The 18,564-nt window shown below is 72.2% G+C and carries 20 protein-coding genes; 15 read left to right on the top strand and 5 right to left on the bottom strand.

The window, feature by feature from the left end:
• The 6 genes from G5C51_RS06400 to G5C51_RS06375 all read left to right on the top strand — a co-directional run bounded on the left by G5C51_RS06400 (window position 1) and on the right by G5C51_RS06375 (window position 4,262).
• A complete protein-coding gene (locus G5C51_RS06400; protein ID WP_165233105.1) occupies window positions 1-1,179 on the top strand; it encodes a methyltransferase in 1,179 nt (392 codons plus the stop codon).
• Window positions 1,180-1,222: 43 nt separating this feature from the next.
• On the top strand, window positions 1,223-1,570 hold the full coding sequence (locus G5C51_RS06395) for a VOC family protein (RefSeq protein WP_165233102.1): 348 nt from the start codon (window positions 1,223-1,225) through the stop codon (window positions 1,568-1,570).
• Entirely contained in the window at window positions 1,567-2,079 is a 513-nt protein-coding gene (locus G5C51_RS06390; protein WP_165233099.1) for a GNAT family N-acetyltransferase, read from the top strand. The genes G5C51_RS06395 and G5C51_RS06390 overlap by 4 nt, the downstream gene beginning before the upstream one ends.
• Window positions 2,080-2,143: 64 nt before the next feature.
• A complete protein-coding gene (locus G5C51_RS06385) occupies window positions 2,144-2,494 on the top strand; it encodes a YciI family protein (RefSeq protein WP_165233096.1) in 351 nt (116 codons plus the stop codon).
• The gene (locus G5C51_RS06380; RefSeq protein WP_165233093.1) at window positions 2,495-3,697 is read left to right on the top strand and encodes a sigma-70 family RNA polymerase sigma factor; all 1,203 of its coding nucleotides are present in this window, start codon (window positions 2,495-2,497) and stop codon (window positions 3,695-3,697) included.
• Window positions 3,698-3,788: 91 nt separating this feature from the next.
• Complete coding sequence (locus G5C51_RS06375) at window positions 3,789-4,262, top strand: carboxymuconolactone decarboxylase family protein (protein ID WP_165233090.1); 474 nt, start codon at window positions 3,789-3,791, stop codon at window positions 4,260-4,262.
• Window positions 4,263-4,281: 19 nt separating this feature from the next.
• Here G5C51_RS06375 and G5C51_RS06370 read toward each other — a convergent pair whose 3' ends face one another.
• Window positions 4,282-5,151, bottom strand: coding sequence for a trypsin-like serine peptidase (locus G5C51_RS06370; RefSeq protein ID WP_165233087.1), 870 nt, complete (start codon window positions 5,149-5,151; stop codon window positions 4,282-4,284).
• A gap of 147 nt (window positions 5,152-5,298) precedes the next feature.
• Here G5C51_RS06370 and G5C51_RS06365 point away from each other — a divergent pair, with 147 nt between their 5' ends.
• The 4 genes from G5C51_RS06365 to G5C51_RS06350 all read left to right on the top strand — a co-directional run bounded on the left by G5C51_RS06365 (window position 5,299) and on the right by G5C51_RS06350 (window position 9,046).
• Window positions 5,299-5,760, top strand: a complete 462-nt coding sequence (locus G5C51_RS06365) for an SRPBCC family protein (protein ID WP_165233083.1) — start codon at window positions 5,299-5,301, stop codon at window positions 5,758-5,760.
• A 90-nt stretch (window positions 5,761-5,850) separates the two neighbouring features.
• The gene (locus G5C51_RS06360; RefSeq protein WP_165233081.1) at window positions 5,851-7,401 is read left to right on the top strand and encodes an AMP-binding protein; all 1,551 of its coding nucleotides are present in this window, start codon (window positions 5,851-5,853) and stop codon (window positions 7,399-7,401) included.
• 30 nt (window positions 7,402-7,431) lie between these two features.
• Entirely contained in the window at window positions 7,432-7,920 is a 489-nt protein-coding gene (locus G5C51_RS06355; protein ID WP_165233079.1) for a GNAT family N-acetyltransferase, read from the top strand.
• Window positions 7,921-8,299: 379 nt separating this feature from the next.
• Window positions 8,300-9,046 carry a Type 1 glutamine amidotransferase-like domain-containing protein gene (locus tag G5C51_RS06350; protein WP_165233077.1) on the top strand — a complete coding sequence of 249 codons (747 nt, stop codon included), beginning with the start codon at window positions 8,300-8,302 and terminating at the stop codon, window positions 9,044-9,046.
• Here G5C51_RS06350 and G5C51_RS06345 read toward each other — a convergent pair.
• Window positions 9,012-9,836 carry a LuxR C-terminal-related transcriptional regulator gene (locus tag G5C51_RS06345; RefSeq protein ID WP_165233075.1) on the bottom strand — a complete coding sequence of 275 codons (825 nt, stop codon included), beginning with the start codon at window positions 9,834-9,836 and terminating at the stop codon, window positions 9,012-9,014. The genes G5C51_RS06350 and G5C51_RS06345 overlap by 35 nt on opposite strands.
• 99 nt (window positions 9,837-9,935) lie before the next feature.
• On the opposite strand from G5C51_RS06345, the gene G5C51_RS06340 reads away from it, so the two are divergent.
• A complete protein-coding gene (locus tag G5C51_RS06340) occupies window positions 9,936-11,624 on the top strand; it encodes an AMP-binding protein (RefSeq protein ID WP_165233073.1) in 1,689 nt (562 codons plus the stop codon).
• The gene (locus G5C51_RS06335) at window positions 11,621-13,234 is read left to right on the top strand and encodes an AMP-binding protein (RefSeq protein ID WP_165233070.1); all 1,614 of its coding nucleotides are present in this window, start codon (window positions 11,621-11,623) and stop codon (window positions 13,232-13,234) included. The genes G5C51_RS06340 and G5C51_RS06335 overlap by 4 nt, the downstream gene beginning before the upstream one ends.
• Here the strand turns inward: G5C51_RS06335 and G5C51_RS06330 are convergent.
• Window positions 13,179-13,985, bottom strand: coding sequence for an MmyB family transcriptional regulator (locus tag G5C51_RS06330; protein WP_165233067.1), 807 nt, complete (start codon window positions 13,983-13,985; stop codon window positions 13,179-13,181). The two genes, G5C51_RS06335 and G5C51_RS06330, sit on opposite strands and share 56 nt — an antisense overlap.
• Window positions 13,986-14,072: 87 nt before the next feature.
• Between G5C51_RS06330 and G5C51_RS06325 the strand changes: the two genes are divergently transcribed.
• Complete coding sequence (locus tag G5C51_RS06325; RefSeq protein WP_165233064.1) at window positions 14,073-14,477, top strand: nuclear transport factor 2 family protein; 405 nt, start codon at window positions 14,073-14,075, stop codon at window positions 14,475-14,477.
• On the opposite strand, the gene G5C51_RS06320 is transcribed toward G5C51_RS06325, so the two are convergent.
• Complete coding sequence (locus G5C51_RS06320; protein WP_206313506.1) at window positions 14,457-15,062, bottom strand: TetR/AcrR family transcriptional regulator; 606 nt, start codon at window positions 15,060-15,062, stop codon at window positions 14,457-14,459. The genes G5C51_RS06325 and G5C51_RS06320 overlap by 21 nt on opposite strands.
• Before the next feature lie 62 nt (window positions 15,063-15,124).
• Between G5C51_RS06320 and G5C51_RS06315 the strand changes: the two genes are divergently transcribed.
• Both G5C51_RS06315 and G5C51_RS06310 read left to right on the top strand, forming a co-directional pair.
• A complete protein-coding gene (locus G5C51_RS06315; RefSeq protein ID WP_165233061.1) occupies window positions 15,125-16,327 on the top strand; it encodes an alpha/beta hydrolase family protein in 1,203 nt (400 codons plus the stop codon).
• Entirely contained in the window at window positions 16,324-17,652 is a 1,329-nt protein-coding gene (locus G5C51_RS06310; RefSeq protein ID WP_206313505.1) for an MFS transporter, read from the top strand. The genes G5C51_RS06315 and G5C51_RS06310 overlap by 4 nt, the downstream gene beginning before the upstream one ends.
• On the opposite strand, the gene G5C51_RS06305 is transcribed toward G5C51_RS06310, so the two are convergent.
• The gene (locus tag G5C51_RS06305) at window positions 17,649-18,506 is read right to left on the bottom strand and encodes an alpha/beta fold hydrolase (RefSeq protein WP_165233058.1); all 858 of its coding nucleotides are present in this window, start codon (window positions 18,504-18,506) and stop codon (window positions 17,649-17,651) included. The two genes, G5C51_RS06310 and G5C51_RS06305, sit on opposite strands and share 4 nt — an antisense overlap.
• Between the last annotated feature and the right edge of the window lie 58 nt (window positions 18,507-18,564).

Raw genomic sequence — 18,564 nt, 5'->3', positions numbered from 1 at the left:
GTGCCCGACCACACCGTCCTGACCTGGACCGAGGACGACCGTCCTCACACCGCCCGCTGGCTGTCCGCGACCGGCGCTCCGCCGCCGCGCCGCGTCGAGCCCGGCGACGACCGGATGCCGGCCGCCGTCGCGTACAAGCTCGCCTGCGAGGGGACCGCCGTGCTCTGGCGCGGCGACTACCACGGGGCGCGGCAGCTGCTCGCCGCGCTGGGGCGCCGGCTGGACAAGCGCGGGTCGCGGCGGCGCGGCAAGGAGCCGGCCGGCCCGGCCGCCGACCACGCCGCCGATCCCGCCGCAGCCTTTCACCGCCACCGCCAGGAGCAGGGCCACCGCGCCCGCATCCTCGGCATGCTCCTCGTGCCCCTGCAGCCGGGCTACGACGTCCCGCTCAACCGCGCCCCTGACGTGGCCGCCGCCTGCACCGAGGCATACGGCCCGTACCCCGGCGACGAGCCCGCCGCCGTCGCGCTCCGCGACCTCCTCGGCGTCCTGGGCGCGCACCAGTGGCAGCAGCGCGGCGTCGAGGTACCGGCGCTCGGCGGGGAGCGGATCCACCCGCACTACGGCGTCTTCGCGCCGGTCCGCGGCGAATACGCCGACCTCGTCGCCGAGGCCCCGCTGCCGCCGGGCGCCGAGCGGCTCGCCTTCGACGTCGGTACGGGCACCGGCGTGCTCGCCGCCGTCCTGGCCCGGCGCGGCGTCCGCCGCATCGTCGCCACCGACCTCAACGACCGCGCGCTGGCCTGCGCCCGCGCCAACGCGGACCGCCTCGGCTACGGCGACCAGGTCGAGCCGGTCCGCGCCGACCTCTTCCCTGAAGGCCGCGCCCCGCTCGCCGTCTGCAATCCGCCCTGGCTCCCCGCCAAGCCGACCTCGACGCTCGAGTACGCCGTCTACGACCCGGGCAGCCGCATGCTCCGCGGCTTCCTCGACGGCCTCGCGGACCACCTGGAGCCGGCCGGCGAAGGCTGGCTGATCGTCTCCGACCTGGCCGAACACCTCGGCCTGCGCTCGCGCGACGAGCTGCTCGGCTGGATCGCGGCGGCGGGGCTGACGGTCACGGACCGCCTCGACACCCGTCCCCGGCACCCGCGCGCCACCGACCCGGACGACCCGCTGCACGCGGCGCGGGGCGCCGAGGTGACGTCGCTGTGGCGGCTGCGGGCGACGGACGGCTGATTTGTCCAAGCCCGCCGGATCGCCCGCTGTTAGCGTCCGCGGCATGACCGTTCACCGTGCCGTACCGGACCTGAGCCCCGCCGACATGGCCGCCAGCAGCGCCTTTTACCAGCTCCTCGGCTTCCGCGAGGAGATGAACCTCGGCTGGGTGATCAACCTCGTCTCGCCGTCGAACCCGACCGCGCAGGTCATCCTCATCGGCAAGGACGCGACCGCACCCGAGAACCCGGACATGAGCGTCGAGGTCGAGGACGTCGACGCCGTCTACGCGGCGGTGCGGGAAACCGGCGCCGAGATCGTGCATCCGATCACGGACGAGGAGTGGGGCGTGCGCCGCTTCTTCGTCCGCGACCCGGACGGCAAGGTCGTCAACGTCGTCAGCCACCGGTGACGCCGCGCCTGCGCACCGCCCGGCTCGACCTGCTGCCGCTTCACCCGGACCATGCCCCTGAGATGGCGGGCGTGCTCGCCGACCCGGCCCTGCACCGCTACACCGGCGGGGAGCCGGCCGCGCTTGAGGACCTCGCCGCCCGTTACGAACGCCTCGCCGCGGGCTCCCCCGAACCCGGCGTGACCTGGCACAACTGGGTGCTGCGACTCCGCGACGAGGCGTGCCTGACCGGATACGCCCAGGCCACCGTCAGCGGCCATGTCGCCGAGGTCGCCTGGGTGGTGGGGACCGCTTGGCAAGGTCGCGGCATCGCCCGCGAGGCCGCGCCCGCGGTGGTCGACTGGCTCGGGGAGCGCGGGACCGCCGAGGTGATCGCGCACATCCACCCCGATCACCACGCCTCCGCCGCCGTCGCCGCGGCCGCCGGACTGGCGCCGACCGGGGAGCGGCAGGAGGGTGAGATCAGGTGGCGGCGGAAATTTCCGGCGCCGGGTGTCGATCTCGCGTGATGCCGTTCGTGTAGAGGGTGAGCGCCGGCGTCAGCGGCCGGCGAGCAACCTAGGAGTACCGACAATGAAGCAGTACATGCTCAGCATCATCCAGCCCGACGGCCCCGAGCCGGCGCCCGAGGTGCTGGAGCCGATCATGAAGAATCTGGACGCCCTCAACAAGGAGATCCGCGAGGCCGGTGCCTGGGTCTTCGCCGCCGGCCTGTTCCCGCCGGACACCGCCACCGTGGTCCGCCGCCAGGGCGACGAGCTGCTCACCACGGACGGCCCGTACGCCGAGGGCAAGGAGCACCTCGGCGGCTTCACGATCATCCAGGCGCCGGACCTCGACGCCGCCCTGGAGTGGGGCCGGAAGTACGCCGACGTGCTCGGGCTCCCGATCGAGGTGCGGCCGATGCACCACGGAACCTGCTAGGTGCCCACGGAGATCGAGCGCGTCTTCCGGGAGGAGTACGGGCGCGCCGTCGCCGTCCTGGTCCGCGTCCTCGGCGACATAGACCTCGCCGAGGAGGCGGTCCAGGACGCCTTCGCGGAAGCGGTCAAGCGCTGGCCCGATGCCGGTGCCCCGCCCAGCCCGGCCGGCTGGATCATCACCACCGCCCGTAACCGCGCCATCGACCGACTGCGCCGCGAGGCGGCCCGCGCCGACAAGCACGCCCAGGCCGCCCTGCTGCACGCCCAGGAGGACGAGCCGTACGAGGAGGGCCCCGTGCGCGACGACCGGCTCCGCCTGATCTTCACCTGCTGCCATCCGTCCCTCGCCCCCGCCGCCCGCGTTGCCCTCACCCTCCGCCTCCTCGGCGGCCTCACCACCGCCGAGATCGCCCGCGCCTTCCTGGTGCCGGAGCCGACGATGGCGCAGCGGCTGGTCCGCGCCAAGCGCAAGATCCGCGACGCCGGCATCCCGTACCGGGTGCCGCGCGAGGCCGATCTGCCGGACCGGCTGCGCGGCGTGCTGGCGGTGCTCTACCTCGTCTTCAACGAGGGCTACGCCGCCTCCGCCGGCAGCGAGCTGGTCCGCGACGACCTGTGCGACGAGGCCGTCCGCCTGGGCCGGCTGCTGGTCGAGCTGATGCCGGACGAGCCGGAGGCGGTCGGCCTGCTCGCGCTGATGCTGCTGACCGCGTCCCGCCGCCCGGCCCGTACCGGCGCCGGCGGCACCCTCGTCCCGCTCGCCGAGCAGGACCGGTCGCGCTGGGACCGCGCGCTGATCGCCGAGGGCCAGGAGCTGGTCCGCCGGTGCCTCAGGCGGGGGCGACCGGGCCCGTATCAGATCCAGGCGGCGATCAACGCGGTGCACAGCGATGCCGCGGTCGCGGCGGAGACCGACTGGCGGCAGATCGTGCGGCTCTACGACCAGCTGATGGCGCTCGCGCCGAGCTCCGTGGTGGCGCTGAACCGGGCGGTGGCGGTGGCCGAGACCGAGGGGCCTGAGCCCGCGCTCGCGCTGGTCGACGCGCTGGCCGGGGACCTCGATACGTACTACGTGCTGCACGCCGTACGGGCCGATCTGCTGCGCCGGCTCGGCCGCGCCGGCGAGGCGGCGGAGGCGTATCAGCGCGCCGCCGGGCTCACGGAGAACGCGGCGGAGCGGGCCTATCTCACCGCCAGGATCTAGCGAGACCCAGGTCACATCTGCCCCGTGTCACACGGTGCGGAGCAGCGTCGTCTTAGGGGTGTCACCGCAAACGACGACACTGGAGCAGATCATGGAACCGCGTCTGGACCTCTTTGGAAACGCCGCCCTGAGCAAGGCCTTCAAGCACATCATCGCCGCGAGCAAGTCCCTCGCCGGCACCGAGCTGCCGGGGCAGACGGTGGAGCTGGTGCTGCTGCGCGTCAGCCAGATCAACAGCTGCTCGGTCTGCATCGACATGCACGCCAAGGACGCCGTCGCCGGCGGCGAGACCTGGGAGCGCCTGAACATGGTCGCGGGCTGGCGCGAGGCCAAGGTCTTCACCGAGGCCGAGCGCGCCGCGCTGGAGCTGGCCGAGGAAGGCACCCGTATCGCCGACGGGGCCGGCGGTGTCCCGGACGAGGTGTGGGACCGCGCGGCCAAGCACTACGACGAGGAGCAGCTCGGCGCCCTCGTGGCCGCGATCGCCGTCATCAACGCCTTCAACCGCGGCAATGTCATGCTGCAGAACCCCGGCGGCGACTACGTACCGGGCCAGTGGGGCTGATGCGGCGCGGCGCAGGGGCTCATAGCCCCTGCGCGCGCTCGTAGACCCGCTCGGCGGCCGGCCCGAGCAGTTCCGCCGAGGTGGTCCTGCTGTTCGTGGCCGTATCGCCGAAGCTGGTCAGCCCGGCCACCGTGCCCTTGCCGGTCCTGGCGTCGAAGTGCGCCAGCCAGGGGCCGCCGCTCGCGCCGCCGGCGACTCCGCAGGCGACCGACTGGGTGTGTCCGGCGCCGGCCTTCGCGACCGCGTCGCAGGAGACCAGCTGCTCGCCCTGCTCCGGGCGGGAGTCCGGGTAACCGAAGACCGTGACCCGGCCGGCCGGTCTGCCGGGGAAGGCGACCTGCTGCGCGCCGACCGCGTCCGCGAGCCGGCGCCCCTTGTGCGTATCGAGCACCAGCGCGGCGACATCCGTCTTCGCGTCCTGCTCCCATGAGCGCGGCATCGTGACGGCGCGGACGGCATAGGTGCCGTACGGGCGGGCGCCCTTGTGGTAGCCGGGGACGAAGACCATGGAGACGTGGTGGTTGCCGGGCGAGGCAGGGACCTGCACGCAGTGGGCGGCGGTCAGCGCCACGGAGCGGTTGCGCGCGGACACGGAGGTGGCGGTGCACCAGGTGTCCTCGCCCTTGTCGTTGACGAAGAAGAGCCGGCCGACCGTCTTCATCTCCGGGCCCTTCCAGGGGTGTTGGCCGCGCGGCGTGGCACCTTCGTTGGCGGCGGAGTCGGCCTTCCTGATCCGCTCGGGCGTCCAGTAGGCCAGCGCCTGGCTACGGTCGGCCTTGCCGAACGAAAACTGGCTCACGCCGTCCGCGGCGCCCGCCGCCCCGGCGGGCAGCGGCCCGGCCACGAGGACCGGCGCGAAGGCGCAGGCCGCGAGGTGTCGCACGCGCATGATCCCACCGTAAGCGGGGGTGGCCGACCCTGCTATCCCACCAGCTCAGCGCGGGTTTCCGGGGTGCGGAACGGCTCGCCGGTCACATCCCCTCGCCGCGATCCGTCATCCACGTAGAGCCGACCTGACCGTGGAGGAGGAGAAGCGATGCCCCCCATCGTCAACACCATCGAGATCGACCGGCCGCCCGAGGTGGTCTTCGCTTACGTCACCGACCCGCGGCGCTTCCCCGAGTGGCAGCGCGATGTGGTGAGCGTGCGCATGGAGGCGGATGCCGAGCCGGCCGTCGACGTCCGGTTCACGACGACGCGCCGGGTCGGGCGCTCGGAGCGCATCGGTACGCAGCGGATCACCGAGTGCCGGCCGCCGCACGCCTGGGCCTGCCGCGGCATCGACGGGCCCGTACGGGCGCATGCCACCATCGACGTCGAGCCGCTGCGCGACGGCGCCGCCTCCCGGGTGACGTTCGGACTCGAACTCGAGGGGCGCGGCCCCGGCCGCGCCCTGGCGCCCGGCATCCGGCGGATCGCCCGCAAGGGCGCCCCGCTCAGCCACCGGGCGGCGAAGGAGCTGCTGGAATCCGCGCCGCCGGAGCCGACTGCCCGTTGATCCACCCCTGTTCGGGGGTAGCCGATGAGGTGGCCGCCGTCGCACGATGCTGCGGAGTGGCGGCAGCGGACACGGCGTAGGGGAGTTCTGATGCGGGTTCCGATGACGATCACCGACTTCCTGGAGCGGGCGGAGCTGGGCTTCGCCCGCAGCCCCGGAGTGATCGACGAGCCGCTGCAACCGGCGCCGCCCGTACCGGATTCGACGTACGGACGGCTGGGCGAACGGGTGCGGGCCTGGCAGGCCGGGCTCGACGCGCTGGGGGTGCGGGAGGGCGAGCGGGTCGCCGTCGTGTCGCACAACTCGGCGCGGCTGCTGGAGCTGCTCTTCGCGGTGCCGATGAGCGGGCGGATCGCCGTACCGGTGAACTTCCGGCTGCAGCCCGACGAGGTGCAGTACGTCGTGCAGCAGAGCGGCGCCTCGGTGCTGCTCGTGGACCCCGAGCTGGACGACGCGCTGTCCGGGGTCAAGGCCCGGCACCGCTTCGTACTCGGCGAGCAGACCGAGACCGAGCTGATGCGCTTCGGCGTGCAGCCGCGCCCCTGGTCGCACCCCGACGAGGACGCCACCGCGACGATCAACTACACCTCGGGGACCACCGCCAGGCCGAAGGGCGTGCAGCTGACCCACCGCAACATCTGGGTCAACGGCCTGACCTTCGGCCTGCACACGCGGGCCTGGGAGCGCGATGTCTACATGCACACGCTGCCGATGTTCCACTGCAACGGGTGGGGCATGCCCTTCGTGATGGCGGGCCTCGGCGTCAAGCAGGTCGCGCTGCGCAAGGTCGACGGCGCCGAGATCCTGCGCCGGGTGGACGAGCACGGCGTGACGCTGATGTGCGGGGCGCCCGCGGTGTGGAACACCGTGCTGGACGCGGCCGCGTCCTGGCAGGGCGAGATCCCCGGGCGCGATCAGGTACGGGTCGTGTGCGCGGGCGCGCCGCCGCCGAGCAAGACCATCCAGCGGGTCGAGGAGGAGCTGGGCTGGCAGTTCATGCAGATCTACGGCCTGACCGAGACCTCGCCGCTGCTCACCTTCAACCGCACGCAGCCGGCCGACGACCACCTCCCGGCGGAGGAGCGCGCCCGCAAGCTCTCCCGGGCCGGGCTGCCGGCGCTCGGCGTCAAGCTGAAGGTCGCCGAGTCCGGGGAGGTGCTCGCGCGCTCGAATGTCGTGCTCGACGGCTACTGGGAGAAGCCCGAGGAGACGGCGGCGGCGCTGGAGGACGGCTGGTTCCACACGGGCGACGGCGGCACGCTCGACCCCGGCGACGGCCATCTGACGATCTCCGACCGGAAGAAGGACGTGATCATCACCGGTGGCGAGAACGTGTCGTCGATCGAGGTCGAGGACGTGCTCTTCAGCCACCCGGCGGTCGCCGAGGTCGCGGTGATCGGCGTGCCGGACGAGAAGTGGGGCGAGACCATCAAGGCGCTGGTGGTCCTCGCGGCGGACGGCGATGCGGACGCGGTCGACGAGGCGGAGCTGATCGCGCACTGCAAGGAACGGCTGGCCCGCTACAAGGCCCCCACCTCGGTCGAATTCCGCGACGCCATCCCGCGCACCGCCACCGGCAAGATCCAGAAGTTCAAGCTCCGGCAGCCATACTGGGCGGGCCGCGACCGCGGCGTCAGCTGACGACGTAACAACCCTCAGGAGGCAACCACCGTGGCCGCACCCGTCCTGCGCCCCGCCCGCCCGGCCGACGCCCCTGCCGTCGCCACCATCTGGCGCGAGGGCTGGGACGACGGCATGCGCGACCACGTCGACGCCGAACTGGCCGCGGCCAGGACGGAGGAGTCCTTCCGCACGCGCGCGGGAGAGCGCGTCGGCGACACGATCCTCATCGAGGTGGACGGCACCGTAGCCGGCTTCTTCATGACCGATGGCGCGGAGCTCGAGCAGATCTTCGTCGACCGCGCCCACCGCGGCACGGGCCTCGCCGCCCAACTCCTCACGGCGGCAGAGGAACACCTGGCAAAAGCCGGCCACGAAGAAATCTGGCTAGCAGTAGTCCCCGGCAACACCCGCGCCCGCCACTTCTACACCCGCCACGGCTGGCACGACGAGGGCCCCCACCCATACGAGGCGGTCGCGGGCGAGGGCACACTGCCGGTCGAGATCCATCGCTACACCAAGCGGGTCGTGCGCGCCTGACCCGTGCAGTCACCCGGAACGAGCGCGTACAACGCGGACGGCTTCGATGGCTTCCTCGACATCAGCAGACACATTCTTGAGTCGGCGGAACAGGTCTTCAGTTGCTTGATGGGGGGGCGGTCTCGTAGAGGTCGGGGAGGCCTCGCCGCTGTTCAGCCAGAACGGGCTCAGCACCGTCAGTGGCCGTCGTCGTGCCTGCGGCGTGGGCCCTCGTAGTGGCGCACGGGCGGAAGCGATGCCAGCGCGTTGATCTCCGCATGCGCGATGTGACCGACCACCCCCAGGGCACAATGCCACGCACCATCCAGGCTCATGCGGGCATTCTCCAAGACGGCTGTAGAGCTACCTTGGTCGTTCGACCCACTGAAGAGGCGACTGCATGGCTGCCATCCGGGAACGTCGCTTGGCCCTCCTTGGGGGCGGCTTCTCCACTGACGATGATGGCCTGCTGGATGACTGGGTGCTCGGTCAGGTGCGTGCTCCCCGGCCCAAGGTGTGCTTCGTGCCGACCGCCAGTGGTGATGCCCCCGACTACGTAGGCCAGTTCCATGCGGCGTTTCAGGCACGTGCTTGTGAGGCCGCCGTTCTGCACCTGTTTCGACGGGAGCTGGATGACGACGCGCTGCGAGCGTTCCTGCTCGGTCAGGACGTCATCTACGTGGGTGGGGGGAACACCGCGAATCTGTTGGCTGTCTGGCGTGCGCACAGTGTGGACCGGCTCCTGCGTGAGGCCTTCGATCACGGCGTCCTGCTGTGCGGGATCAGCGCCGGCGCCAACTGCTGGGCAGAGGGCTCGCTTACGGACTCCTTCGGACCGTTGACGCATCTCTCTGATGGATTGGCGCTGCTGTCCGGTTCGGTCTGTCCCCACTACGACAGTGAGCCGGGCCGGCGATCGTCCTACCGAGCGGCCGTGGCACGGGGCGCGCTTCCGGCCGGTTGGGCTGTGGAGGATGGAGTCGGTGCCCTCTTCACCGACGGGCGGTTGACGGACTCGGTGACGCGCACGCCTCAGGCCCGGCTGTATCGGGTGGAGCCGGACGGGGAGGGCGGAGCCGAGGAGTACGCCCAGTCCTGTCGTCTGCTCGTCCCTACGGCAGCAGCCCCGCCCGTCGCGCGGCCGTGACTGCCTCCAGGCGGGTGTGGGCGCCCAGTTTGCGCATTGCCGAGCGTAGGTAGCTCTTTACCGTTTCCGGGCGTACGCCCAGGTGCTCCGCCGCCGTCGCGTTCGTGGCGCCGCCCGCCACGCACGCCAGCACGTCCAGCTCGCGTGCCGCCAGTGAGACGCCCGCCGCAGGGCCCGTGCGGGCCGCCGCCAATCGGTCGCACAGCGCCAGCAGTTCGTCGCGCAGGCCCGTGTCCGTGATGCGTGGGGCCAGTGCTCGCAGCTCGCGGTGGGTGTCGCGGACCTCCTCCCACGCCGCCGGAGCCGTCGCCGGGCGGGCGGCCGCCGCCAGCAGCCGCCGGGTCTCCTCCCGCACCGCCAGCGCCTGCTCCAGGTCGCGGGCCGTCTCCACGGCGGCGGTGAGGGTGCGGTCGCCGAGCTGCAGGGACTCGCGGAGCGCGCCGTACAGCACCGCCCGCACCCGGCCCCGTACCACCACCGGCACGGCGAGGACCGCGCGCAGGCCCTCAGCCGACACCGCGGTGTCGTATTCGTGGCTGATGGTGCGCGCCGCCGCGTAGTCCGTTACCGCGCACGGCCGGGAGAGCGCGATCGCCTTGCCGCCGAGGCCGTTGCCGTGGCCGACGCCGAGGCCGCGGAGCGCGTCGGAGCGGGTGCCCGCGAACTCGCTGAGCCGTAGCTGCCGCCCGCCGCCGGCCAGCAGCCCGCCGAAGGACACCGGCAGCCCGCTGCTCCGCCGCAGCTGCAGCAGCGCCGCGCGGATCTCACCGGCCTCGCCCGTGTCCGGCACCAGCGACTCCCCTCGGCTTCCACCCCCATCCGGGGGTAGTGACGTACGGCACCCAGCGCCGACGATGCTACGGAGCCGCACCACCGTTGAGGAGGGCCCGTGACCGAGCGAAACGAGGCGACGGAGGAGTTCCGCGCAGCCAGGGACTTCCTGCTGAGCCACCGGGAGGATTACGAGGCCGCCCGCGCCGGCTTCAGCTGGCCCCGGCCCGAGCGCTTCAACTGGGCCCTGGACTGGTTCGACCGGATCGCGCACGGCAACGGCCGCACCGCGCTGCACATCGTCGAGGAGGACGGCAGCGAGATCACGATCTCGTACGGCGAGATGGCCGTACGCTCCGACCAGGTGGCCAACTGGCTGCGCGCCCAGGGCGTCCGCGCCGACGACCGCATCGTCGTCATGCTCGGCAACCAGCAGGAACTGTGGATGACCGCCCTCGCCGCCATGAAGCTGCGCGCCGTAGTCATCCCCGCCACCCCGCTGCTCGGCCCCGCCGACCTGCGCGACCGGATCGACCGCGGCGCGGCGCGGCATGTGATCGTACGGGCCGCGGACACGGCCAAGTTCGACGAGGTGCCGGGCGACTACACCCGGATCGCCGTCAAGCCCGCCGGCGCGCAACCGGTCGCCGGCTGGCGGGACTTCGACGACGCGTTCACCGCGGACGCCGGCTTCACGCCCGACGGGCCGACGGCGGCCGACGACACCCTGATGCTCTACTTCACCTCGGGCACGACCGCCCAGCCGAAGCTGGTCGAGCACACCCACGTCTCGTATCCGGTCGGGCATCTGGCGACGATGTACTGGATCGGCCTCCGGCCCGGCGACGTGCACCTCAACATCTCCTCGCCCGGCTGGGCCAAGCACGCCTGGTCCAACCTCTTCGCCCCCTGGAACGCCGAGGCGACGGTCTTCCTCTACAACTACACGCGCTTCGACGCCGGCAAGCTGCTGGCGGCCATGGAGGCCGCGGGCGTCACCACCTTCTGCGCGCCGCCGACCGTATGGCGCATGCTCATCCAGTCCGACCTGACCGCGCTCAAGACCCCGCCGCGCGAGGTCGTCGCCGCCGGCGAGCCACTCAACCCCGAGGTGATCGAGACCGTCCGCCGCGCCTGGGACATCACCATCCGCGACGGCTTCGGCCAGACCGAGACCGCCGTGCAGATCGCCAACACCCCGGGCCAGCCGCTCAAGCCCGGCTCGATGGGCCGTCCCACCCCCGGCTTCGACATCGTCCTGCTCGACCCGGTGACGGGCGAGCCCGCCGACGAGGGCGAGATCTGCCTCGACCTGTCCACCCGCCCGGTCGGCCTGCTCGCCGGCTACCACGGCGATCCGGAGCGCACGGCGGACGCGATGGCCGGCGGCTACTACCGGACCGGGGACATCGGGGCGCGGGACGCCGAGGGTTACGTCACCTACGTGGGGCGGGCCGATGACGTCTTCAAAGCCTCCGACTACAAGATCAGCCCCTTCGAGCTCGAAAGCGCCCTGCTGGAGCACCCCGCCGTCGCCGAGGCGGCCGTCGTGCCCGCGCCCGACCCGGTGCGGCTCGCCGTGCCGAAGGCGTATGTGGTGCTGGCGGCCGGTTACGAGCCGGGAGCCGACACCGCGAAGGAGCTGTTCGCGCACTCGCGCGCGGTGCTGGCGCCGTACAAGCGGGTGCGGCGGCTGGAGTTCGCCGAACTGCCCAAGACCGTGTCCGGCAAGATCCGCCGGGTGCAGCTGCGCGAGGCGACGGCGGCCGGCTCGGCGGCCGAGTACCGCGAGGAGGACCACACATGAGCGCCCTGTCGTACGCGTCCGGCACCGGCACCACCCCGCTGCTCGGGGACACGATCGGCGCCAATCTGGACCGGGCCGTCGCCGCCTTCCCGGAGCGGGACGCGCTGGTGGACGTGGAGAGCGGGCGCCGCTGGACGTATGCCGAATTCGCCGTCGCGGTCGACGAGGTGGCGCGCGGGCTGCTCGGATACGGCGTCGGCAAGGGCGACCGGGTGGGCATCTGGGCGGTCAACTGCCCGGAGTGGGTGCTGATCCAGTACGCGACGGCGCGGATCGGCGCGGTCATGGTGAACATCAATCCGGCGTACCGGGTGCACGAGCTGGAGTATGTGCTCAAGCAGGCCGGGGTGTCCGTGCTGGTGGCGTCCACCGCGTACAAGGCGAGCGACTACCGCGGGATGGTGGCCGAGGTCCGCGGCGGCTGTCCGGCGCTGCATGAGGTCGTCTTCATCGGGGACCCGAGCTGGGAGCGGCTGGTCGCGGCCGGCGCGGAGGTGCCCGGCGACGCGGTGCGAGCCCGCGCGGCGGAGCTGTCCTGCGACGACCCGGTCAACATCCAGTACACCTCGGGCACGACCGGCTTCCCCAAGGGCGCGACGCTGTCGCACCACAACATCCTCAACAACGGCTATTTCGTGGGCGAGACGATCGCTTACGACGAGTCCGACCGGATCTGCATACCCGTGCCCTTCTACCACTGCTTCGGCATGGTCATGGGCAATCTGGCCGCCACCAGCCACGGCGCCTGCATGGTGATCCCGGCCCCGGCCTTCGACCCGGTCGCCACCCTGCGCGCCGTCGAGCAGGAGCGCTGCACCTCGCTCTACGGCGTGCCCACGATGTTCATCGCCGAGCTCGGGTTGCCGGACTTCGCGTCGTACGACCTGGGCTCGCTCCGTACGGGCATCATGGCCGGCTCGCCGTGCCCGGTCGAGGTGATGAAGCGGGTGGTCGCCGAGATGCACATGTCCGAGGTGTCCATCTGTTACGGCATGACCGAGACGTCGCCCGTATCCACCCAGACCCGCATCGAGGACGACCTGGAGCACCGGACGTCGACCGTCGGCCGGGTGCTCCCGCATATCGAGGTCAAGGTGACCGATCCGGCGACGGGGGTCACCGTCCCCCGCGGCACCTCAGGCGAGCTGTGCACGCGTGGCTACAGCGTGATGCTCGGCTACTGGGACCAGCCGGAACGCACCCGCGAAGTGATCGACGCGGGGCGGTGGATGCACACCGGGGACCTGGCCGTGATGCGCGACGACGGCTATCTCGAGATCGTCGGCCGCATCAAAGACATGATCATCCGCGGGGGCGAGAACGTCTACCCGCGGGAGATCGAGGAGTTCCTGTACGGACACCCCAAGATCGCCGACGTGCAGGTGGTCGGGGTGCCGGACGCCAAATACGGCGAGGAGATCCTGGCCTGCGTCATCCTCCGCGAGGGCGCGGACGGGCTGACCCTGGACGAGGTCGCCGACTTCTGCCGCGGCCGCCTCGCCCACTACAAGGTGCCGCGGCTCCTGGAGGTGGTCGACTCCTTCCCGATGACGGTCAGCGGAAAGGTACGGAAAGTGGAGCTCCGGGAGCGGTTCGGGGGAGCGGGGTGAAGTAGGCGGCGCTTGCCGCGTCCGCCGGGTAGTACGACTCGATCGCCACCTCGTCCAGGGTGATGTCCATCGGCGTGCCGAAGGTGGTGATGGTCGAGAACAGCCGCAGCTCGCGGCCGTCGATGCGGATGATCATCGGGATCACGACGCCGGTGTCGGACGTGCGGTGCGCGGGCTCCTCGTCGGCGGTGCCCAGCAATTCGTCGTGGAGCGCGGCGAGTTCGGGATCGGGGCTGACGGCGAGCTGCCGCCTGACCCGGGCTCCGAACACCGTCCGGACATCGTCGAGATTGACGACCATGGGCGCGAATCCGCGCGGGTCGAGGCCCAGCCGCAGCAGATTGACCGGCGGCCGCAGCAATTCAGGGTCGACCTGCCCGAAGAACGGCTCGATCGCGCGATTGGCCAGCAGAATGTTCCACCGGCGATCGAAGGCCAGCGCCGGATACGGCTCATGCGCGCGCAGCACCCGCTCGACCGCCTCCCGGGCCGCCGCCAGCGCGTCGTCGGTGAGCGGCCGCTCGGCGTAGCGCGGCGCGAAGCCCGCCGCCAGCAGCAGCCGGTTGCGCTCCCGCAGCGGTACGTCGAGCTGGTCGGCCAGCCGCAGCACCATGTCCGCGCTCGGATTGCTCTTCCCGGTCTCGACCAGGCTGACGTGCCGCGCCGAGACGTCGGCCGCGAGCGCCAGATCGAGCTGGCTGAGGCGTCGGCGATGCCGCCATTGCCGCAGGAGCTCACCGACCGTGTCCACGATGATCGAGCGTACTCATCCCGGCGCCGTACGCCATGAAATGCGACTTCATCGACAATCGCCGACGACGGCACAAACACTGCGGCCATGACCACAGACAACAAGGCCATCGTCCAGCACGCCCTCACGACCCTCCTCGAAACCCGCAGCATCGACGCCCTCGCACCGCTGCTGAGCGACGACTTCATCCACCACCGGGACACGGCCGCCTCGACCAAGACGGAATGGCTCGCCGCCGTGGACGCCGCCCTCACTCCGCTCGCCGGCATGGAAATCGAGGTCCACCACCTCCTCTCCGACGGCGATCACGTCGTGATGCACTCCCGCCGCCGGCTTCCCGACGGCGGCCCGGCGATCACGGTGGCCGACATCTGGCGGATCGCCGACGGCTTGATCGCCGAGGGCTGGGAGGTCATCGAGCCGACGGCGCTGGCGGCCGCGAATCGGGCTTGGTGGGAGGCCGACGAGCGCTCACCGGCCCAGCGCCCGTAGACAGAACCGCACCATCGCTTCCGCGACTTCCGCCGTCGTGGTCCCCGTCGGCGGTTCGAGGAGGGCGCCGTGCAGCATGCCCTCGACGGACTGGACCAGGAGCAGGGCCGTGAGGTCGTAGCCGGGGCCGCCCGCGTCCAGGCGGCGGAGGTGGCCGGCGACTTCCGCCGCCATTCCCTGCTGGATCTCGCGCAGTTGGCGGGCCGCCTCCGGTGGGCGCGGGGCCTGGTCGAAGAGCAGGCGGTGGGTGTGCGGCTCGGCGAGGTGCAGATCCACCAGGGCGCCGACGAAGCGGCGGACGGTGTCCTCGAGCGGTGGTTCGGTGCGGCGCAGCGACTCCAGGACGCCGTCCATCTCCGCCACCAGGTGGCGCATGTGCTGCTCGCCCAGGGCGTACAGCAGGGCGTCCTTGTTCGGGAAGTACTGGTAGAGCGAGCCGATCGACACCCCGGCCCGCTCGGCGATGTGGTTCGTCGTCGCCTTTGCGTAACCGTCCCGTTCGAAGAGCTGAGCAGCCGCCCCGAGGATCGCGTCGTAGGTGTGCTGGGAGCGCTGCTGACGGGGCTGTTTCCGGGGGATTGGCATGGGGCTCCGAACGCTTCGAATGCGAGTTGTCAGACCTGAGGATTGCTCGCATTCTAAGCCGCATGCGATTTCACTTCACCGACGAATCGTTCTCCTTCGAGGCGCTGCGCACGGCCGGCCACGGCAGCTACGGCGGCGCCGAACTGGGCGAGGTCCTCGCCACCTGCGCCCTGGTCCCCGAGGGCGACGAGGCCGCCTGGCACCGCGCCTGGGCCGGCACCGCGGAACGCGTCCACCGCACCGCCACGGCCGCCGCGGCGGCGGGCCACCGGGTGAGCGCGCGCCAGGCCTACCTCCGGGCCTCGAACTACTACCGCACCGCCGACTTCTACCGCCGCGACGACCCGGACCACGACGCCGAGTCGGCGCGCCTGGCCGGCGCGGCGAAGGAGTGCTTCGCCGCCGCGGCCGAGCGGATGGACACGCCGGTACGGGCCGTGCGGATCCCGTACGAGGACACCACGCTGCCCGGCTATCACTTCCTGGCGGACGACACGGGCCAACCGCGGCCGACCGTCGTGCACTTCGGCGGCTTCGACTCGACGCTGGAGGAGCTGTACTTCTTCCTCGCCGCCGGCGCCCTGGCCCGCGGCTGGAACGTGCTCGCCTTCGAGGGCCCCGGGCAGGGCGGGGTCCGGCGCGAGCAGGGCCTGTGCTTCCGGCCCGACTGGGAGGCGGTGGTGACGCCCGTAATCGACTACGCGCTGGGCCTGCCCGGGACCGACGCCGACCGCCTGGTGCTCATCGGCACCAGCCTCGGCGGCCAACTGGCGGCCCGCGCCGCCGCCTACGAGCCGCGGCTGGCCGCATGCGTGCTGCACGACGGGCTGTACAGCTTCTCCGACGCGGTGCTCGCCTCCCTGCCGGACTTCCTCGCGGACTGGGTCCGGGAGGAGCGGGACGACGTCTCCACGCCGGTGATCGGTCTGCTGCAGCTGCTCTCCACCCAGGCGCGCTGGGGCGCCAGAAACGGCATGTGGACCTTCGGCGCGGCCTCCACGCAGGAGTGGCTGCGGATGCTGGCGCCGTACACCCTGGACGGGGTCGCCGAGCGGATCGGCTGCCCCACCCTCGTCCTCGACGCGGAGAACGACCAGTTCTTCCGCGGCGAGGCCCGCCGGGTGTACGACGCCCTGCGCTGCGAGAAAGAATTCCTGTCCTTCGCCCACGCCGAAGGCTCCGGCGAACACTGCCACGAGGGCGCCCACCAGGTCTTCCACCAGCGCCTCTTCGACTGGCTCGACACGCGCCTGAAGGCGCGGTGAGCCGCCGGGCCGCGGTCCTCGCGCTGCTGATGGCCTTCATGATGATCAACTTCGCGGACAAGGCCGTCATCGGCCTGACCGCGGACGACATCATGGCCGAACTCGGCCTCACCGCCACCGGCTTCGGCCTCATCGTCAGCGCCTTCTACTTCCTCTTCTCGGCCTCCGCCGCGGTCGTCGGCCTGCTCGGCGACCGGCTGCCCGTGAAGTGGCTGCTCGCCGGCCTCGCGGTCATCTGGTCGCTGGCCCAGCTGCCCGTCCTGCTCCCGGCCGCCGGCGCCGGCGTGCTGCTGGGCACCCGCATCCTGCTCGGCGCGGGGGAGGGCCCCGGCTTCCCGATGTCCACGCACGCCGCGATGACCTGGTTTCCGGAGCGGGCCCGCTCGCTGCCCGCGTCGCTGGTGACGACGGGAGCGGCGCTCGGCGGGGTGATCGGCGTGCCGCTGCTCGGGCTGGTGCTGGCGGCGCACGGGTGGCGGGCCACCTTCGGCGTGCTGGGCGTGGCCGGGCTGGTGTGGGCGGCGGCCTGGCTGCGGTGGGGCGGGGAGGGCCCGTACGGGAAGGCGCATGGCGGCGCGGAGGGCCCGTACGGGAAGGCGATTGTCGGCGCGGAGGCCGACGCGGACGCCGACGGCCCGCCCGTCCCTCTCGCCCGGGTCCTCGCCACCGGCACCTGGGCCGGGTCGGTCCTCAGCGCCTTCGCCGTGATGTGGACGCTGGCCCTGGCCACCGCCTGGCTGCCGCTGTACCTGGAGAAGCAGCGCGGCTACGGCTCGGTGCAGGTCGGCCTGCTCTCCGGCCTGCCCAGCGCCGGGGCGATCGTGCTGGCCCTCGGCGCGGGCGCGGCCTCCCAGCGGCTGCTGCGCCGCGGGGTGCCGGGCCGTCTCGCGCAAGGGCTGCTGGGCGGCGGCCTCTCGGTGCTGGCCGGGCTGTCGCTGCTGCTGGTGACACGGCTGGACGCCGCGCCGCTGCTGCTCGCCGCGGTGGCCGTGGCCTTCTCGGCGGGCACGGCGCAGACGCCGCTCAACAACGCGGCCCTCGCCGACTGCTGCCCCCCGGCCCGCCGCAGCGCCGCCCTCGGCGCGGGCTATGCGGTGGCCGCGCTCGCCACCATCGCCGCTCCGGCGGTCACCGGCCGCCTGCTCGACGCGGCCCCTGACGCCGGGACGGGCTTCGCCCGCGCCTTCGACCTGGCCGCGGTGCTCCTCATGGCGGGCGGCGTGGTGGCGGCGCTGACCGTACGGCCGGAGCGCGACCGGGCGCGGCTGGCGGCGGAGGCGGTCGTACGCGCCCGGCCGCCCGCGCGCCCGCGCGCCGGGAGTTAGAGGGCGGCGATGGCGGCGAGCGCCTCCGCGGCGGGCTTGGGATGGACCAGCCACCGGAGGTGGCCGCTCTGCAGGGTGCGGACGTCGAAAGGATTGTCCGGGGTGAGGGTGTCCGCCTCGCGGATCATGCGGTCCTGCATGGGGAGGGGGATGCTGGCGTCTTCCGTGAGGCGGATGAAGGAGCGGGGGATCCGGCCCCAGGTGTCGGGCTTGACCTTGTCGTCGGGGGTGCCGGCGTCGAGGTTCTCGTCGGGCTGGAAGGTGTTGAGGAAATTGCGGAACTCGTCGTCCGTCATGTCGGCGGCGAAGGCTTCGCGGAGGCCCGCGAGGGCGTCCGGGTCCGCGGTACGGAAGTTGAAGCGCAGCAGCCCGAGTTCGGCGGGATTGCCGGCCAGGGCGCCGGCCAGGGCGTTCGGGTCGACGCTCGCCATCTCCGGCTCGGCGTAGTAGGCGTTGACCGCCAGCTCGACCGGGCACCAGGCGGATACGTACACGATCCGGTCGATCAGCTCGGGCCGGGCATTGGCGGCCATACTGATGGCCAGTCCGCCCCGGCTGTGCGCGACGAGGATGACGGGCCCGTTGCGCTTGGCCCGCTCGAGGGCCTCGATGACCCGGTCCACGGTCTCCGCGAGGGTGACTCCTTTGATGCCGCCGGGCGCGGTGGCGAGTTCCTCGGGTCTCTGCGGTGCCTGATACGCGGCCGGGAAGGTCGCCTCGAACCCGTGCCCGGGCAGGTCGACCGCGGCCGACCGGTGCCCGAGCAGGCCGAGTTCGGCCTGCAGCGGAGCGAAGGAGAAGGAGTTCGAGAAGGCGCCGTGGACGAGGACGAAGGTCGGGCTCTGGATAGACATGCCTCATCCTCGGTCGGGGCGATCTTCGGGGGCAAGGGGAATATGGTCGCCGGGCGAC

This window comes from Streptomyces coryli, assembly GCF_011044975.1.
Lineage (GTDB): Bacteria > Actinomycetota > Actinomycetes > Streptomycetales > Streptomycetaceae > Streptomyces > Streptomyces coryli.
This window is presented reverse-complemented; position numbering and strand designations above follow the sequence as displayed.

Bases quoted from the DNA above. Each gene is read 5' to 3' on its own strand.
- G5C51_RS06395 (WP_165233102.1), top strand. From the start codon at position 1,223: ATGACCGTTCACCGTGCCGTACCGGACCTGAGCCCCGCCGACATGGCC.
- G5C51_RS06385 (WP_165233096.1), top strand. From the start codon at position 2,144: ATGAAGCAGTACATGCTCAGCATCATCCAGCCCGACGGCCCCGAGCCG.
- G5C51_RS06375 (WP_165233090.1), top strand. From the start codon at position 3,789: ATGGAACCGCGTCTGGACCTCTTTGGAAACGCCGCCCTGAGCAAGGCC.
- G5C51_RS06370 (WP_165233087.1), bottom strand. From the start codon at position 5,151: ATGCGCGTGCGACACCTCGCGGCCTGCGCCTTCGCGCCGGTCCTCGTG.
- G5C51_RS06365 (WP_165233083.1), top strand. From the start codon at position 5,299: ATGCCCCCCATCGTCAACACCATCGAGATCGACCGGCCGCCCGAGGTG.
- G5C51_RS06360 (WP_165233081.1), top strand. From the start codon at position 5,851: ATGCGGGTTCCGATGACGATCACCGACTTCCTGGAGCGGGCGGAGCTG.
- G5C51_RS06350 (WP_165233077.1), top strand. From the start codon at position 8,300: ATGGCTGCCATCCGGGAACGTCGCTTGGCCCTCCTTGGGGGCGGCTTC.
- G5C51_RS06335 (WP_165233070.1), top strand. From the start codon at position 11,621: ATGAGCGCCCTGTCGTACGCGTCCGGCACCGGCACCACCCCGCTGCTC.
- G5C51_RS06325 (WP_165233064.1), top strand. From the start codon at position 14,073: ATGACCACAGACAACAAGGCCATCGTCCAGCACGCCCTCACGACCCTC.
- G5C51_RS06320 (WP_206313506.1), bottom strand. From the start codon at position 15,062: ATGCCAATCCCCCGGAAACAGCCCCGTCAGCAGCGCTCCCAGCACACC.
- G5C51_RS06315 (WP_165233061.1), top strand. From the start codon at position 15,125: ATGCGATTTCACTTCACCGACGAATCGTTCTCCTTCGAGGCGCTGCGC.
- G5C51_RS06305 (WP_165233058.1), bottom strand. From the start codon at position 18,506: ATGTCTATCCAGAGCCCGACCTTCGTCCTCGTCCACGGCGCCTTCTCG.